General features: G+C 66.9%; 10 protein-coding genes. 8 read left to right on the top strand and 2 right to left on the bottom strand.

Translation table 11 applies throughout. The annotated features are described in order from the left end of the window. The first annotated feature begins 171 nt into the window (after positions 1 to 171). Genes KK141_RS15930 through KK141_RS15920 form a run of 3 tightly spaced genes read left to right on the top strand, consistent with a single transcriptional unit; the run spans position 172 to position 2,905 of the window. Positions 172 to 786 carry a rhomboid family intramembrane serine protease gene (locus KK141_RS15930; protein WP_214572134.1) on the top strand — a complete coding sequence of 205 codons (615 nt, stop codon included), beginning with the start codon at positions 172 to 174 and terminating at the stop codon, positions 784 to 786. A 50-nt stretch (positions 787 to 836) separates the two neighbouring features. Next, positions 837 to 2,198 carry an amino acid permease gene (locus KK141_RS15925; RefSeq protein WP_214572133.1) on the top strand — a complete coding sequence of 454 codons (1,362 nt, stop codon included), beginning with the start codon at positions 837 to 839 and terminating at the stop codon, positions 2,196 to 2,198. A 14-nt stretch (positions 2,199 to 2,212) separates the two neighbouring features. Then, entirely contained in the window at positions 2,213 to 2,905 is a 693-nt protein-coding gene (locus KK141_RS15920) for an aspartate/glutamate racemase family protein (RefSeq protein ID WP_214572255.1), read from the top strand. Between the two features lie 433 nt (positions 2,906 to 3,338). On the opposite strand, the gene KK141_RS15915 is transcribed toward KK141_RS15920, so the two are convergent. Both KK141_RS15915 and rapA read right to left on the bottom strand, forming a co-directional pair. Then, a complete protein-coding gene (locus KK141_RS15915) occupies positions 3,339 to 3,764 on the bottom strand; it encodes a GFA family protein (protein WP_214572132.1) in 426 nt (141 codons plus the stop codon). Between the two features lie 22 nt (positions 3,765 to 3,786). Continuing rightward, entirely contained in the window at positions 3,787 to 6,627 is a 2,841-nt protein-coding gene (gene rapA, locus KK141_RS15910) for an RNA polymerase-associated protein RapA (protein ID WP_214572131.1), read from the bottom strand. A 485-nt stretch (positions 6,628 to 7,112) separates the two neighbouring features. Between rapA and KK141_RS15905 the strand changes: the two genes are divergently transcribed. The 5 genes from KK141_RS15905 to KK141_RS15885 all read left to right on the top strand — a co-directional run. Further along, entirely contained in the window at positions 7,113 to 11,129 is a 4,017-nt protein-coding gene (locus KK141_RS15905) for a PilC/PilY family type IV pilus protein (protein WP_214587348.1), read from the top strand. 202 nt (positions 11,130 to 11,331) lie between these two features. Then, positions 11,332 to 11,925: a type IV pilus modification protein PilV gene (pilV, locus tag KK141_RS15900; RefSeq protein ID WP_214572518.1), complete on the top strand. Its 594-nt coding sequence runs from the start codon at positions 11,332 to 11,334 to the stop codon at positions 11,923 to 11,925. Further along, positions 11,922 to 13,307, top strand: coding sequence for a PilW family protein (locus tag KK141_RS23120; RefSeq protein ID WP_214572517.1), 1,386 nt, complete (start codon positions 11,922 to 11,924; stop codon positions 13,305 to 13,307). The genes pilV and KK141_RS23120 overlap by 4 nt, the downstream gene beginning before the upstream one ends. A gap of 37 nt (positions 13,308 to 13,344) precedes the next feature. Next, the gene (locus KK141_RS15890) at positions 13,345 to 14,010 is read left to right on the top strand and encodes a PilX N-terminal domain-containing pilus assembly protein (protein WP_214572516.1); all 666 of its coding nucleotides are present in this window, start codon (positions 13,345 to 13,347) and stop codon (positions 14,008 to 14,010) included. Between the two features lie 47 nt (positions 14,011 to 14,057). Next, positions 14,058 to 18,108, top strand: a 4,051-nt coding sequence (locus tag KK141_RS15885; RefSeq protein WP_214587347.1) for a PilC/PilY family type IV pilus protein, incomplete at its 3' end; no start/stop codon positions are given.

Here is an 18,108-nt window from a genome sequence, read left to right as displayed (position 1 = left end):
CGTTCGCGCCGGCGCCGCGAAACGGCCGCCGGCATGCCGCCAGGCCACGTCCCGCAAGGTTCCCCGGAAGGGTGCGGCGAGTTGTCGCAGTATGTTGCGCCGCGCCATGGGGCGCCGATGGCGGCGCCCCGGCTCAGCCGCTACCCTTGGCCGTTGCCCACGGAACCGACCATGTTCTACAACCTCGCTCCGGTAACCCGTAACCTGCTGATCGCCAACGTGGCGGTCTTCCTGCTGCAGCAGCTGATGCCTTCGCTGCTGGTGCCCCTGGCGCTGTGGCCGCTGGGCAGCGGCTACTTCCAGCCCTGGCAGGTGGTGACCAACGCCTTCATGCACGGCGGCTTCCTGCATCTGTTCTTCAACATGTACGCCTTGTTCATGTTCGGCAGCCAGATCGAGCGGCTGCTGGGCACGCGCAACTACACCATCTATTACTTCGTCTGCCTGATCACCGCCTCGCTCCTGCAGCTGCTGTGGCTGCGCTTTATCGAGCAGGATTTCCAGACGCCGACGCTGGGCGCCTCCGGCGCGATCTTCGGCCTGCTGCTGGCCTTCGGCATGCTGTGGCCGCACGAGAAGCTGATCCTGTTCCCGATCCCGGCGCAGATCCCCGCCTGGCTGTTCGTCTCCGGCTACGCCGCGCTGGAGCTGATCTCCGGCGCCACCGGCTGGGCGCCGGGCATCGCTCACTTCGCCCATCTCGGCGGCATGCTCGGCGGCTTCGTGATGCTGCAGTACTGGCGCGGCAAGTTGCCGGTCAAACCCAAGCGGCGCTTGATGCGCTAAGCCTAAGCGGCGCTTGATGCGCTGACCTTTCCACCTCGCGGTTCTCCTTCATGACTCAGCACCTGCAGCGCCGGCTCACCCCGCGCCATATCACCTTCATGGCCCTGGGGATGGCGATCGGCGCCGGCCTGTTCCTGGGTTCGGCCAATGCGATCAACCTGGCCGGCCCCTCGGTGCTGTTCGCCTATCTGTTCGGCGGCGCGATGATCTTCATCATCATGCGCGCGCTGGGCGAGATGGCCGTGCACGATCCGGTGGCCGGTTCCTTCAGCACCTATGCGCATCGCTATCTCGGGCCGTTCGCCGGCTATCTCACCGGGTGGAACTACTGGATCCTGATGGTCGGCGTCGGCATGGCCGAGAGCACCGCCGTGGGCATCTACATGCGCCAGTGGTTTCCGGAGCTGCCGCAGTGGATCTGGGTGTTCGGCAGCGTGGCGATGATCGGCGGCCTGAACCTGATGGCGGTGAAGGTCTACGGCGAGATGGAATTCTGGTTCACCCTGATCAAGGTGGTGACGGTGGTGCTGATGATCCTCGGCGGCGCCGGCATGATCTGGCTGGGCTGGGGCAATGGCGGCCAGCCGGTGGGCCTGGTCAATCTGTGGTCGCACGGCGGCTGGTTCCCGCACGGTTTCACCGGCATGGTGCTGGCGCTGCCGGTGGTGGTGTTCGCGTTCGGCGGCATCGAGACCATCGGCATGGCGGCGGGCGAAGCCTCGCAGCCGGAGCGCACCATTCCGCGCGCGGTGAATTCGGTGCTGTGGCGCATCCTGATTTTCTACGTGGGCGCGCTGTTCGTGATCATGGCGATCTACCCGTGGAACCAGCTCGGCACCCAGGGCAGCCCCTTCGTCACCACCTTCGGCAAGCTGGGCATTCCGCAGGCGGCCGGGCTGATCAACTTCGTGGTGATCACCGCGGCGCTGTCGGGCTTCAACAGCACCACCTTCAGCGGCAGCCGCATGCTGTACAGCCTGTCGACCAAGGCGCAGGCGCCGGCCTTCCTGGGCAAGGTGAGCGAGCACGGCGTGCCGGTGCGCGCGGTGCTGGTGACGCTGGCCTGCCTGATCCTGGGCGTGGTGCTGAACTACCTGCTGCCGGAGCGCATCTTCGCCATGATGATGTCGATCCTGGCCTTCAATACGGTGTGGACCTGGATGATGGTGCTGATCGCCCACTTCAGCTTCCGCCGCCGCCACGGCGCCACCCAGTTCCCGCTGCGCGCGTGGCCGCTGACCAGCGTGGTGTGCCTGCTGTTCCTGGCCTTCGTGCTGTTCATGCTTGGCTACAGCCCCGATACGCGCGTGGCGCTGTACGTGGGCGCCGGCTGGGTGGTGCTGCTGTCGCTGGCTTATAAGTTCCTCGGCATCGGTGCGCGGATGCGCGCGCTCGCGCCGCAGGCGGTGTGACGGTGGAGCCGCGCCTGCGCACGGTGGGGCTGATCGGCGGCATGAGTTGGGAATCCACCGTTGCCTACTATCAGCTGATCAACCGTGGCGTGCGGGAGCGGCTGGGGCCGTTGCGGTCGGCGCGGCTGTTGCTGGACAGCCTGGATTTCGGTGAGATCGAGGTGTTGCAGCGGCAGGGTGATTGGCATCACGCGGGGGAGTTGTTGGCCGCGTCGGCGCGGCGGCTGGAGGCCGGTGGCGCTGAGGCCATCGTGTTGGCGACCAATACGATGCATAAGGTGGCTGATGCCGTGGTGGCGGCGACGGCGTTGCCGTTTTTGCATATTGCGGATCCGACGGGGGCGGCGCTGCGGGCGGCGGGGTGTCATCAGGTGGCGTTGTTGGGGACTGTTTTTACGATGGAACAGGAGTTCTATCGGGAACGCCTGCGGGCTCGATATGGCATTCGATGCCTGGTGCCCGATGAGGGGCAGCGGCGTGAGGTGCATCGCATCATCTACGAGGAGTTGTGCGCGGGGGTGGTGCTTGATTCCTCGCGGCAGTTTTATCGGGAGGTGATGGTGGATTGCGCTGCGCGCGGGGCGCAAGGGGTGATTCTCGGTTGCACCGAGATTGGTTTGCTCGTTGGGCGTGAGGATAGTCCGGTGCCGCTGTTCGATACGGCTGCGTTGCATGCGGCTGCTGCTGTGGATTTCATGTTGGGCTGATGGCCCGTCATGGCTCGTCATCCCAGCGAAAGCTGGGATCCAGTGACTTTTTCGCCTGGTTTTCGCGGTGGCGCGAACTGGCCGCTTATGCAGCGGGCATTTCGTGCGCCTGCCGGCGCCCGAGTCACTTTTTCTTTGCTGGCCCAAAGAAAAAGTAACCCAAAAGAAATGGCCTTAGAGCAACGGCTCGCGACGCGACTAGAAGGAGCAGTGGGCGTCTGCGGTAACTTGATTGACCTGGGTCTACACGAAACGACTGTGCGTTTACGTGGCGGGTTCTTCAACGTGCCGTGGCGAAGAGGATGTTCAAGAACCGAGGCCAGCTTTCGCTCTTCGCTCCTGCATACCTCACGACTCCACCCCTCTCCCCTCCGGGGAGAGGGCAGGGTGAGGGGCCGGGCGGAGCGTTGCGCGGAGTTCGCGGCTATATGGATCAGGCCAGTGGCCCATCCCAGCCTTGCAGATACTTGGGCAAAGCATCGGCGATGTCGAATGCGCGTTGTGCGTAAAACAGGTGCATGGTGGGCGCTAGTTCTGGCGGGAGCGTGCCGTCGTAGGCGCGCATGACGCGGGTGTTGGGGATGACTGCCAGGTCGAAGCGGTTGCTGCCGTGGACTAGTTCGCCGCAGTGGCGGCAGAGGTGGCGGCGCATCCGGAGGGTGGGGTGCTGGTGGGTGGACAGGGCGTCTTGGGTGCCGGCGTAGCTTATTTGTGCGGTGGGCCAGGCGGTGGCGGCGAGGAGGATGGAGCTGTAGAGGTCGCGGCAGGCGTTGCAGTGGCAGATGGCGCGGGCTGCGGGTTCGCCGTGCAGTTGCAGGATGGAGGCGCCGCAGGCGCAGCTCAGGTGGTAGTGCTGCATGGTGTCGTCCTTGACCGGTGGCTCAGCGCAGGGCGAGGAAATCCGGGCTGACTACGAAGCGCACTGCATCCAGGCGCAGGCGTGCTTGCGGCAGCGCGTCCAGCAGCGCCGTGCGTTCGCCTGCGACGGCGGCGATTTCCGTCTCGCTGATGGCGGGGTTCACGGCGCGCAGCGCCAGCAGGCGCGACAGCTCCGCATCGAGCGTGTCGGTGGCGTTCGCCACCGCTTCGTCGATGCTGGTCTTGGCGCGTTCGGCGGCGAGCTCCTCCGCCTTCTCCAGCATCGGGGGCACCAGCTTGGCGAGGAACTTGCGATAGCGCGGCACTTCGATATTGCGGTCCGCCGCCTTGCGCAAAGCCAGCTCGCTCGGCTGGAAGCCGGCGCGTTCGGCCAGGCGCGTATCGACGGTGACCTGCACCGGCAAGGCCGGCAGGAAGCGCTCGGCGTCCAGCTTGCGGTCGGCCACGCATTCCAGCAGATACACCGCCTGCAGCAGCGCCGTGCGCGGCGGCAGCGCATCGTCGACGAGGAAGGCGGCATTGCCTTCCTCACCGGTGAGCACCAGATCCAGCGCGCCGGCCGTCATCGGATGATCCAGCCGCAGCAGCGGCAGATCCTCGCGCGCCAGCGCGACTTCGCGCGCAAACGTCACCGCCACGGGGCCTTCGCTGAAGCCGGGCAGGGCGTCGGTGGAGAGGTATTGCGGATCGAGCAGCAGAACCTTGCCGCCGAGTTCCTCGGCATGGATGCCGAACTGCTCCAGCAGGCGCTGGATGAAATCGTCGCGGCCGGGATCGTGCTCCTCGCGCGTGAACGCCTGCTGCAACTCGTCGGCATGCAGGTCGCGGCTGGCCGCCAGCTCCAGCAGATGATCGCGGCCGTCGCGGATCAGCGCGGCCATTTCCTCGTGGCTGGCGCGCGTCTCGGCCAGCAGCACGTCCAGTTCCTGGTCGCGGTTGTCGTCGCCGCGCGCGTGCTCGTCGGCCAGGCGCGCCAGCGGTTCGCCGTAGCGGCGCAGCAGTTCGCGGCCGTCGGCGGGGCTGAGGCGGAAGGCGTCGACGCCTTCGTCGTACCAGCGCGCCAGCACGTGCTGGGCGCTGTCGGCCACGGCCAGGATATGGATGCTGATGTCGTGCTTCTGGCCGATACGGTCCAGGCGGCCGATGCGCTGTTCCAGCAGGTCAGGGTCCAGCGGCAGGTCCCACAGCACCAGGCGATGGGCGAACTGGAAGTTGCGGCCTTCGGAGCCGATCTCGGAACAGATCAGCAGGCGCGCGCCGTCCGGCTGCGCGAAGTAGGCCGCGTTGCGGTCGCGCTGCACGATGCCGAGGCCTTCGTGGAAACGCGCCACGCCGACGCCGCTCTTGGTGCGCAAGGCTTCTTCCAGCGCCAGCACCTTGGCCTGGCTGCGGCAGATTAACAGGAACTTGTCTTGCGGATGCGCGTCGAGCAAGGCCACCAGCGCATCCACGCGCGGATCGGCGGAATAATCCGGCTCCTGCGGCGGCGAGGGCTGCTGGATATCGGCGTGGAATTCGGCGAGCAGCGCCTGGCGGCCGTCTTCGCTGAGCAGGCCAGCGTCCAGCAGATGCCATACCGGCACGCGCTGCGGAAAGCCGCCGATGCCGGCGCGGCGGTTGCGGAACATGGCGCGGCCGGTGCCGTGGCGGTCGATCAGCGCGGCGATCAGCTCGCGCGCATGCGCGGGCTTGGTGGTGTCGGCGAGGTGAGCGAGCAGGGCGTCGTCGCCGGCGAAGGCGTCGCGCAGGCGGGCCAGTTGGGCCTCGTCCAGCGCTTCGCCATCGAGCAGGCGGTCGGCGATATGCGACAGATCCTGGAAGCTGTCCGCCTCGGCCAGGTAGCTGGCCAGGTCGCGGTAGCGCTGCGGGTCGAGCAGGCGCAGGCGGGCGAAGTGGCCGCTGCGGCCGAGCTGTTCGGGCGTGGCGGTGAGCAGGATCACGCCGGGCGTGGCCGCGGCCAGGCGCTCGACCAGCGCGTAGCGCGGGCTGGCGGCTTCGGGCGTCCAGGCCAGGTGGTGCGCTTCGTCGACCACCAGCAGGTCCCACGGCGCCGCGAGCAGCTGCTCGGCGCGCTTGGCGTTGTGCTCGAGGAAGCTGAAGTCGGCGATCACCAGCTGTTCGTCTTCGAACGGGTTGGCGCCGTCGCCGTTCAGGTCCAGCGACTCGCAGCGCTCTTCGTCGTAGATGGCGAAGCTGAGGTTGAAGCGGCGCAGCAGTTCCACGAACCACTGGTAGACCAGGGTGTCCGGCAGCAGCACCAGCACGCGCTGGGCGCGGCCGGTGGCCAGCTGGCGGGCCAGGATCATGCCGGCTTCGATGGTCTTGCCCAGGCCGACTTCGTCGGCCAGCAGCACGCGCGGCGGGCGGCGCGAGGCGGCGATGCCGGCCACGCGCAGCTGGTGCGGCACCAGGCCGATGCGTGCGGCGCCCAGGCCCCAGGCGGCGGAGCGGCGGGCCGCGGCGCGGCGCTGCAGGCCTTCCATACGCAGGTCGAAGCGCGCCACCGGGTCGGTGCGGCCGCCGATCAGGCGGTCGTCGGCCTGGCTCACGCTCTGCTCGTCGTCGAGCTGGCCTTCGTGCAGTTCGCGGCCTTCGCCGCGGTAGATCAGCAGGTCTTCCTTGATCTCCACCCGCTCGACCAGGAAGGCGATGCCCTTGCCGGAAACGCGCTGCCCTGCACGGAATTCCGCGCGCACCAGCGGCGCCGAATCCACCGCATAGGGCCTTAGCACGCCGGCCTTGGCGAACAGCACCTGCACGCCGCGCCCCTCCACCCGTAGCACCGTGCCGAGGCCCAGCTCGGGTTCGGCGGTGGAGATCCAACGTTGGCCGGGTACGAACATCTGCGGTGCTTTCTTGGCGAATCGGGCCCGTGATTATCCGCTCACAGGAGGCGGATGCCTAGGGAAAAGGGTGCAGGCCACAGTGGACGCCGCTGGATCGAGGGTTTACGCACCCGATCGTAGCCATCGGTGCCCACCGAACCGAGGCTCGTACTGTTCTGAAAGCAGCGTTTCACGCTTATCGGAAGGATGCGGCCGTTCGTCGGACTTTGCTTGGCCTTGGCCATGCAACGCGCAGAGAGTGGTCCGGTGTTTCCAGGGGTGCATGCCCATGCATGCCATCGCCTGCATCGATCGCCGATCGGGTTGATGCGCCTTCGCCGCAGGAAGCTGTTCAACGCCGCCTGCTGAATTTTCATCACATGAGCCATGGAGCCGGAGCACGCGCGCCGGCGCGTACCGTCATGCCTATTCGCCCAGCCTGTCCGATCCGTCGCACCGCCGCGATGCGTTGTCTCGCTCTCCTGCTGGCGAGCGGTTGCCCGTTGTCGACGATCGCCATGCAGGCCGCTCCGCCGGTGGCCGTGACGGAGCTGAGTCCCACGCCGCCGAACCTGACTCAGGGCGTGGCGCCGAATATCGCGGTGACGTTCGATAATTCCGGCTCGATGTCGTGGAACTTCATGGGCGACTATCGGCCCTATGACGATGCGGGATGGTCCGGTCCCTGGCAGTGCGCCGGTGTGATCGACCCTCGCATCACCAGTGCGGCGGACATCCGCTCGCGCACGATGAACGGCGTGTACTACAACCCGAGCGTGCTGTACCTGCCACCGCTCCGAGCCGATGGCACGGTGTTCCCGGATGCCGATCCGGCCGGCGACCTGAAACGCGTGCCGGTGGATGGCATGGCGATCCATCGCCCGCGCAGCCCGGCGGCACTGGATGCCAGCGGCTCCTATCGCAACAACCCGTATAGCCCGACCACGCGTTCACGCCCGGAAGAAAGCCGGGGCGCCACCGATCTGACCGGCGTGTATGGCTCCGGCGGTGGAAAGCCGTCCTACGACTATCGCTGGGTATGCGGAAAGAGCCAGTCCTCGCCGATGGACGGCAAGACCACCGGGCCTGATGGCAAGGCCTATCCCATCGGCGGCCCTTACTACTACCGCTACAAGTCGTCCGCGCCATCCATCGCCGTCGATGCGTATGGCAATCCGACCAAGGCGGGCAGGGACAATCTCTACAAAGCCGCGAACTGGGAAGCCGTCGCGGTGCGCAACCAGAATGTGAGCATCGGCGGTGTCACCGTCAACGAATGGAAAAACTTCGCCAACTGGTACGCCTACTACCGCACGCGCATGCTGATGACGCGCACGGTGATGTCGCGCGTGTTCGCCAAGCTCGGCGCGCCCGCCACCGGCGGCGGCTACGGCAGCGCGTTCCGCGTGGCCTGGCAGAACCTCTACACCGACGACACCTTCCGCCTGCAGGGCGACGCCATCATCAGTACGTTGATGGATGCCAATACGCCGGCCTGTGCCGCTGCCAACGCTGACCCGAAGACGCTGGGGCTGCAGGCGGGCACGCTGAAGACGCCGCCGAACTGCTACCGCTCGGCTTTCTTCAACTGGATCTTCGAGACCTTGCCCAAGGGCGCGACGCCCTTGCGTTCATCGACCATCCGGGCGGGCAAGTTCTTTGAACGCGGCAAGGGCAACACCGGCGCTACGGGCGACCTGCACGATCCGTACTGGGAGCCGCCGGCGAAAGGAGGCGCGGACGGATTGGAGCTGACCTGCCGGCAGAACTTCCACATGATGGTGACAGACGGCTATTGGAACAGCGACGATCAGCTGCTCCTGCCGACGTCGTTCAAGGACAGCCAGAACTCCCACACGCTGCCCGACGGCACGAAGTATTCCGCCGTGGCGGCGGAGTCGCGCGTGTTCTGGGATGTGCAGGGCACCAAGCTCACTTCGTCGCTGGCGAATATCGCCTTTCATTACTGGGCCACCAATCTGCGGCCGGATCTTTACGATCCGGCCACGGGCAGACAGGTGCGGCCCTACATGCCGGACAAGAGCACCGGCGTGGTGACGGGAGCGGCTTCGAAAGAAGCGGAGCAGTACTTCAACCCGAAGAACGATCCCGCCAACTGGCCGCACGTGGTGCAGTACATGGTGACGCTGGGCATTGCGGGAAAACTGAATTTCTCCGATGACGCCAACTGCACGGTCGCTGCCGCCAACGATCTGTGCGCTTTGCGACGCGGCAACGCCAACGCCACCGGCGCCAGCGGCTGGACCAGGCCCGAGCGCGACCAGCCGGCCGCCGTGGACGACACCTGGCATGCGGCGGTCAACGGCCGAGGTGCCTACTTCAGCGCGGCCAATCCGCAATTGCTGGTGGATCAGCTCAGCACCATCCTCACCAGCATCAACACGCGTGCGGTGCCGGCGACGACCAGTGCGATGAATTCGGCGGTGCTGGTGGCCGGCGCGCTGGGCTTCAATCTGGGCTACAGCTCGGCGGAGTGGCATGGCAGCCTGCAGGCGATGGCGGTGACGCCGCGCGGCGAGATCGCGGCGATGGCGTGGGATGCGGGGGCGCTGCTGGATCGGATGGATCCGGCGAAGCGCCATATCCTGACGTCCACGCGCAAGAGCGATGGAAGCTTCAAAGGGGGCATCGCGTTCAAGACTTTCAGCGATCTGGATAGTGCGGGACAGACCTTGCTCAGTGGCTCGCCAGCAAGTGTCGATGCGACGAACGACACCGGCCAGACGCGTGTGGACTATCTGCGCGGCGACCGCAGCAAGGAAACCACCACGTTCCGCACCCGCAACCATCTGCTGGGCGCGATCATCGGTTCGCAGGCGGTGTATGTGAGCTACCCGTCCAGCGGCTACCGCAACACCTGGCCGACCGGTTCGCCGGAGCAGTCAGCGGTGGCGGGCGATGCGGCCGATTGCGCGGCGCAGACGCCGCTGACCTGCCACACCTACGAGGCGTTCGTGCAGAACAATGTCAGCCGCAAGCCGGTGGTGTACGTGGGCGCTAACGACGGCATGCTGCATGCGTTCGACGCTTCGATGACCACCGATTCCAGCGGCAACGTGGTTCCGACCACCGGCGCCGGCAAGGAACTGTTTGCCTATGTGCCGCGCGCGGCCTATGCCAACCTGGGCAACCTGACGGTCAAGAACAACTTCAAGTTCATGCCGACCGCTGACGGCATTCCTGTCACGCGCGACGTGTACTTCGGCAGTGCCACGACCACGCCGGTGACGACTTCGGCGGGCTGGCACACGCTGCTGGTGGGCGGGCTGCGCCTGGGCGGCCGCGGCGTGTATGCACTGGATGTCACCGATCCTTCGTCGATGGGCACGGCCAAGGTGCTGTGGGAATTCAACGCCGATGCGCCGACGCAGACCGCGTGGAGCGACGGCTCGACCAGCAACCCGGGCGGCAACCCCGCCAACCTGGGCTACACCTACGGCCAGCCGAACATCGGCCGCCTCAACAACGGCAAGTGGGTGGTGCTGGTGCCGGGTGGTTACTTCCCGGATTGCACCAAGGCCCCGTTCACCGGCGCCAACTGCAGCTCGCCGGCGGCGGCCTCCAACACCTACAGCTCGCTGTTCGTGCTGGATGCGCAGACCGGCAAGCTGATCCGCGAGCTGAAGACGCCGGATGCGAGCCACAGCGGTGCGGCCAGCCATGGCCTGTCCTCGCCGGTGCTGGGCGACTACAACGACGATCAGATCGACGACGTGGCGTTTGCCGGCGACCTCGACGGCAACCTGTGGCGCTACGACCTCTCGTCGAGCGACCCCAACAACTGGGCGGTAACCCTGGCGTTCCAGCCGGCCACCGCCGGTGCGCAGCCGATCACCAGCATGCCGCGCCTGTTCGCGGACCCGGCGACCAACAAGTTCATCGTGGTGTTCGGCACGGGCAAGTACCTGGGCGTGGGCGACAACACCAGCGGCAGCGCGACGACGCAGTCGGTGTACGGCATCCGCGACAACGGCACGACGGTGACGCGCAGCCAGCTGGTGGCGCAGACCCTGAGCGAGGCCACGGCGGACGACGGCAAGACCATCGCGCGCGGCCTCACCGACAACCCGGTGGCCAGCACCAAGGGCGGCTGGTACTTCGACCTGGGTCCGTCGACGTCCTCGGCCGGCGAGCGCGTGGTGGTGACGCCAGGTGCGCTGTTCGACACGGGCCGCGCGGTGATCCAGACCTTGATCCCGGGCACCAACGATCCGTGCAATGCGAGCATCCAGGGCGCGCTGATGGTGGTGAATGCGGCGACGGGCGGTGCGAACGGCGGCCTGTCGGCGCCGGGCGTGTCGGGCTGGACCGGCACGGGCAAGTACGTGGTGGGCGGCCGGGTGAACGACCCGCGCACCACCGGCACGGTGCCGCTGGTGACGACGGTGGGCGGCGGCAGCGTGCTGGTGCCGGGCCTGAAGCTCACCGGCAGCAACCATGTTCTGAACATCAACGACGCCGTCTGGCGCCGCCGTTCCTGGCGGCAAATCATCCGCTGAGCGATCCCATCCGCCTTGCCGGCGCCCCCGGCAGGCGCGTCCTGTCTAGTGCGATCCAGTGCTCATTTCTATTGCGAAGCCACGCATTCCCACCGAATCGGCCTCACCGCTCATCGGACGAATCCTGCCGCTTGTCGGATTCCGCTTGTGGGAATTCTCCCCTCCTAAGGAGAGTAGCCGCGCTTCCAGGGGAGAATCCGTCATGCATGCTGTGTCGCGTCAGCGCGGCGTTTCGCTGATCGAAGTGCTGATGGCCGTGCTGATCTTCAGCATCGGCCTGATCGGCCTGGCCGGCCTCATGGTCATGGCGACGCGCTCCAATCATTCGGCCTACCAGCGCACCCAGGTCACCTTCCTGGCCAGCACCATGGCCGACCGCATGGGTTCCAACCCGGTGGGCGTGTGGAGCGGCTTCTACAACGGCACCGGCTATCCGGTGGCCGCCAGTACGGCCTCGAACAACGACTGCGGCTCCGGCTGCACTCCGCAGGAACTGGCTGCCTCCGACCAGCGCGCCTGGAGCCGCCAGCTCAGCACCTTCCTGCCGAACGTAAGCGCCGTGATCAGCTGCAACAACGCGCCGGCGGGCTACACCCCGGCGGGCTGGACGATGGGCACGCCCGCCTCGGGCTCCACCGCCGCGGTGCCGGCCGATCCGGGCCAGGTGGGCATGCGCCCGCCGTACGGCGGCGTGTGCAACATGCGCATCGCCTGGGACGAGCAGCAGTCCGGTACCGGTCCGCAGCAGAAGACCGGCGTCACCCAGCAGACCTTCTCGTGGACCTTCCAGCCGTGACCAACTCAGCGCATCCGACTGTTGCCGGCCGGGCCGCCCAGGCCGGCCTGACCTTGATCGAACTGATGGTGGCGATGGTGCTTGGCCTGGTCGTGGCCGGCGGCGTGGTTGCCATCTTCAATTCCACTTCTTCCAGCAACCGCGCGCAGACGCAGCTGGCGCGGCTGCAGGAAGAGGGCCGCTTCGCCGTGACCCGCCTCAAGCAGGACCTGGGCATGGCCAACGGCCAGTACTGCACCAACACCGGCGGCGTGGCCAAGCCGGCGGCGGCATCGCAGGTGTATCTGGACGGCCTGCGCTCGCCGATGGTGTATGCCAAGGGCCTGCCTTCGGCGATCGGCGACGTGACCACGGCCTTCGGCGCCACCAGCGGCACCAATACCTATCCGACGCAGCCGACCGCGCAGTATTCGATGCCCTCGTACCTGTTCATGCGCGGCTACGACTGCACCGCCACCACCTGCAAGCCGATCGATCCGCACAGCGCCATCGCCAGCATTCCCGCCACCGGCAAGGCGGTGGGCAACCGTGTGATCGGCACCGACGTGATCACCGTGCGCTATGTCAACGCCGACCGCGGCTGGGCCATCGGCGCCGGCGGCACCTCGATCGCCACGGCCGCTTCCAGCGGTTCGGTGATCACCAGCATCACCCTGGCGCCCGCCACCTCGGCTGGCGAGCCGCCGGCCAGCGATTTCGCCAGCGGCGACATGGCCATGCTGGCCGACTGCTCCAATGCGCAGGTGTTCGCCGTCACCAAGACCGGCTCGACGCTGACGCCGGACAGCAGCAACAACTTCGGCTCGCCGGCTCCGCAGCAGCCGTTGTCGGCGCCGAAGCTGTTCGATTTCAACCGCGACTTCCAGACCGTCACCTACTACGTGAAGGTGGTGGACAACGGCAACGGCAACGGCCAGACCACCGGCGCGCTGATGCGCCGCGTCAACGGCGGCGCGTTCAAGTCCGACGGCACCACGGCCAACCCGGGCGGCAGCGAAGACGAACTGGTGCGCGGCGTGGAGCGCATGGATTTCCGCTACGGCATCCAGGACGTCAACGGCAAGGTGCGCTACGTCACCGCCGACGTGGTGGACGCCGCCACCGGCATCAGCTGCCCGCCGGGCGAAGTCAACAGCATCACCACGGTCGGCTGCCTGTGGCGCGCGGTGTCCAGCGTGGAGATCAACCTGGTGATCGACGGCCAGATTCCGCTGTACACGCTGACCGCGAACGACCTGGCCTACACCTACGGCATCGACGGCAAGACCACGCCGGCCGCGCCCACGGCGCACGGCATCAAGCCGAGCGACCAGGGCTTCGTCAATCCGATGCTGCGGCGCGAGTTCACCGCGGTGGTGGCGGTACGCAATTTCAATCCGTAAGGCGGGACGCCGCCTTGCGGCCACGAAGGGGAAACACATGATGTACGCACGCTCTTGTCCGCGGCAGCCGCGCGCGCAACGCCAGCGCGGCGTGGTGCTGATCGTGGCGCTGATCTTCCTGGTGCTGCTGACCATCCTGGCGCTGAGCGCGTCGGGCCGTTCGCTGCTGCAGGAGCGCATGGCCGGCGGCCTGCGCAACACCAGCCTGGCGGACATGGCCGCGGAAACCACGCTGCGCGGCGTGGAATGGAAGCTGTGGACCAGCACGACCAAGCTGACCAGCACGCCGCTGCTGTGCGGCTCCGGCGTGCTGGCGGGCAACTGCTACCGCTACGACCCGAGCAACACGGCGCTGTACGGCGCCAACGGCACCATCACCAAGTTCCGCGGCGGCGCGGGCTGGATCACCACCGGCACGGCGACCTACAAGGGCGCCGACAACGCCACGGATTTCACCGCGCTGACCGGCAACCAGCTGACCGGCGCGCTGGCCAAGAACCCGGTGTATCTGATCGAGGACATGGGCACGGAGCTGCCGCCGGGAGCCAGCGGCGGCCTGCACGAATCGGGCGCCACCGGCAGCGGCGGCACCGGCGCGGGCAGCACCAGCCGCCACGTCTATCGCATCACGGCGCGCGCCACCGGCGCGGACGCCAACACGGTGAGGGTGATGGAAAGCACCTTCGCCGCCAAAAGCAATTAAACGCGAACCACCGAGCACACGAGCTTTCGAGCCGGAGCCATCCAGCCATGCGCATTCGCCATTTCTTCTCGACACGCCGCGGCATCGCCGCGCTCGTGCTCGGCCTGACCCTGCTGGGCGGGCTGCCGGTACCCTTCGTGCCGACCGCCGACGCGCAGATCGCGCCGATGCTGGCCAGCAGCATGCTGGCTACGTCCAGCACGGCCGCGCCCGCCGCCGTGGTCGAACTGAGCCCCACGCCGCCGAACCTGACGCAGGGCGTGGCGCCCAACATCGCCGTGACCTTCGACGATTCGGGGTCGATGGCCAGCAACTACATGGGCGACAACCGGCCGTTCGACAATGACACCTGGAGCGGTCCGTGGCGTTGCGCGGGCGTGATCGATCCGCGTGTCACCAGTGCGACCAACATCCTGTCGCACGCGATGAACGGCGTGTACTACAACCCGAACGTGCTGTATCTGCCGCCGATCAAGGCGGATGGCACGTCCTTCCCCAATGCCGATGCGGGACTGACCCGCGTGGCGCTGGACGGCATTTCGGTGAACCGCCCGCGCAACCAGATCACCTTGGCGGGTACCGGTACCTACCGCAACAACCCCAACGGCACGACGGATCCGACCGGCGCCACCGACCTCACCGGCATCTGGGCGTCGATCAGCACCAAGACCGGATCGAGCTGTGCGGCGAATGCCGATCCGGGCTCGTGCGTCTGTGTCGACAAGAAAAGCAATGGCAGCTGCGGGACCACCAAGAACTCCTGGCAGTGGACCGTCACCACGCAGAACGCGGGCACCGATAACCGTTGGAAGTGCGGCTACGGCACGTCTCCGATGGACTACACCAAGAACGGTCCGGACGGTGCGGCCTATCCGAACGGCGGTCCTTATTACTATCGCTACAAGTCGTCCGCGCCCACCATCGCGGTCGACATCTATGGCAATCCGACCAACGCCGGCATCGGCAATCTTTACAACGCTTCGAACTGGGAAGCCGTTGCGGTGCGCAGCCAGAACGTCACCATCGGCGGCGTCACCGTCAACGAGTGGCAGAACTTCGCCAACTGGTACGCCTACTACCGCACGCGCAATCTCATGACGCGTTCGGCGCTGTCGCGTGTGTTCGGCAAGCTGGGTGCGGCCAATTCCACCGGCGGCTACGGCAGCACGTTCCGCGTGGCCTGGCAGAACCTCTACACCAGCGACACCTTCCAGCTGCAGGACAGCACCATCATCAGCAATCTGATGGATGCCAACTCGCCGGCTTGCGTCGCCTCCAGTGTCGATCCCAGCACCATCGGCCTGCAGACCGGCACGGTGAAGACGCCGCCGAACTGCTATCGCTCGGCCTTCTTCAACTGGATCTTCGAAGTGCCGGCAACCAATGCGACACCGCTGCGTGCTTCGACGATCCGCGCGGGTCAGTTCTTCCAGCGCGGCAGCAACAACACCGGTGCCACCGGCGATCTGCACGATCCGTACTGGGATCCGCCGGCCAAGTCCGGGGCGGACGGCCTGGAGCTGACCTGCCGCCAGAACTTCCACATGGTGGTGACGGACGGCTACTGGAACGAAGACGATCCGGGGCTGCCCACGCCGTTCACGGACAGCCAGACCTCGCAGACCTTGCCGGATGGCACGAGCTATTCCACCGCGTCCGCCCAGTCCCGCGTGTTCTGGGACGTGCAGGGCGACAAGTACACCTCGTCGCTGGCCAACATCGCCTTTAACTATTGGGCCACCAACCTGCGGCCGGATCTCTATGACCCGGCCAACGGCAAGCTGGTGCCGCCGTACATGCCGGACAAGACGACCGGCGTCACGGGTGGGACGGCCGCGCTGGAGCAGTATTTCAATCCGAAGAACGATCCCGCCAACTGGCCGCACCTGGTGCAGTACATGGTGACCCTGGGTATCGCGGGCGAATTGAACTTCTCCAACGATGCCGACTGCGTGGTGACGACTGCGAATGATCTGTGCGCGCTGCGCAAAGGCACGGTCAACTCCACCGGCGCTGCCGGCTGGACCACGCCGGCAAACAACTCGCCGCCGGGCATCGACGATACCTGGCATGCGGCGATCAACAGCCGCGGCGCCTACTTCAGCGCCGGCAATCCGCAGAACCTGGTGGACCAGCTCAGCGCGATTCTTACCAACATCAGTGCGCGCACCATTCCGGCCAATACCGGTGCGGTGAATTCGGCGGTGCTGGTGCCCGGCGCGCTGGGCTTCAATACGGGCTACAGCTCGGCGGACTGGAGCGGTACGTTCCAGGCGGTGTCGATCGCTACCAATGGCGCGACCTCGACGGTGGTGTGGGACGCTGGTGCGATTCTGGATGACGCGACCAAGACCGTACCGGCCAATCGCAACATCCTTACGGCGAAGGAAGGCAGCGACGGCAGCTTCAGCGCCGGCGTCGCCTTCAAGACCTTTGCCAGCCTGGACAGCGCGGGCCAGACCTTGCTCAGCGGCACGCCGGCGACGATCGATGCGACCAACGACACGGGCCAGACGCGCCTCGATTACCTGCGCGGCGACCGCACCAAGGAAAACACCACGTTCCGCCCGCGCAACCACCTGCTGGGCGCGATCATCGGTTCGCAGGCGGTGTATGTGAGCTACCCGTCCAGCGGCTACCGCAACACCTGGCCGACCGGCTCGCCGGAGCAGGCCGCGGTGGCGGGCGACGCGGCCGATTGCGCCACGCAGACGCCGCTGACCTGCCACACCTACGAGGCATTCGTGCAGAACAATGTCAGCCGTAAGCCGGTGGTGTACGTGGGCGCTAACGACGGCATGCTGCATGCGTTCGATGCGTCGCAGATCACGGATTCCAGCGGCAACGTGGTTCCGGCCACGGGCGCCGGCAAGGAACTGTTTGCCTATGTGCCGCGCGCGGCTTATCCGAACCTGGGCAACCTCACGGTGAAGGATGGCTTCAAATTCATGCCGACCGCTGACGGCATTCCGGTGACGCGCGACGTGTACTTCGGCGCCGCCACCACCACCCCGGTGACCACCTCGGCGGGCTGGCACACGCTGCTGGTGAGCGGGCTGCGCCTGGGCGGCCGCGGCGTGTATGCGCTGGATATCACCGATCCGACGGCGATGGCGGCGGGCAAGGTGCTGTGGGAATTCAACGCCGATGCGCCGACGCAAACGGCGTGGGCCGACGGTTCGATCAGCAACCCCGGTGGCAACCCTGCCAACCTGGGCTACACCTACGGCCAGCCGAACATCGGCCGCCTGAATAACGGCAAGTGGGTGGTGCTGGTGCCGGGCGGCTATTTCCCGGATTGCACCAAGGCTCCGTTCACCGGCGCCAACTGCAGCTCGCCGGCGGCGGCCTCCAACACCTACAGCTCGCTGTTCGTGCTGGATGCGCAGACCGGCAAGCTGATCCGCGAGCTGAAGACGCCGGATGCGAGCCACAGCGGTGCGGCCAGCCATGGCCTGTCCTCGCCGGTGCTGGGCGACTACAACGACGATCAGATCGACGACGTGGCGTTTGCCGGCGACCTCGACGGCAACCTGTGGCGCTACGACCTCTCGTCGAGCGACCCCAACAACTGGGCGGTAACCCTGGCGTTCCAGCCGGCCACCGCCGGTGCGCAGCCGATCACCAGCATGCCGCGCCTGTTCGCGGACCCGGCGACCAACAAGTTCATCGTGGTGTTCGGCACGGGCAAGTACCTGGGCGTGGGCGACAACACCAGCGGCAGCGCGACGACGCAGTCGGTGTACGGCATCCGCGACAACGGCACGACGGTGACGCGCAGCCAGCTGGTGGCGCAGACCCTGAGCGAGGCCACGGCGGACGACGGCAAGACCATCGCGCGCGGCCTCACCGACAACCCGGTGGCCAGCACCAAGGGCGGCTGGTACTTCGACCTGGGTCCGTCGACGTCCTCGGCCGGCGAGCGCGTGGTGGTGACGCCAGGTGCGCTGTTCGACACGGGCCGCGCGGTGATCCAGACCTTGATCCCGGGCACCAACGATCCGTGCAATGCGAGCATCCAGGGCGCGCTGATGGTGGTGAATGCGGCGACGGGCGGTGCGAACGGCGGCCTGTCGGCGCCGGGCGTGTCGGGCTGGA

This window comes from Dyella sp. LX-66, assembly GCF_018599165.1.
Lineage (GTDB): Bacteria > Pseudomonadota > Gammaproteobacteria > Xanthomonadales > Rhodanobacteraceae > Dyella_D > Dyella_D marensis.
This window is presented reverse-complemented; position numbering and strand designations above follow the sequence as displayed.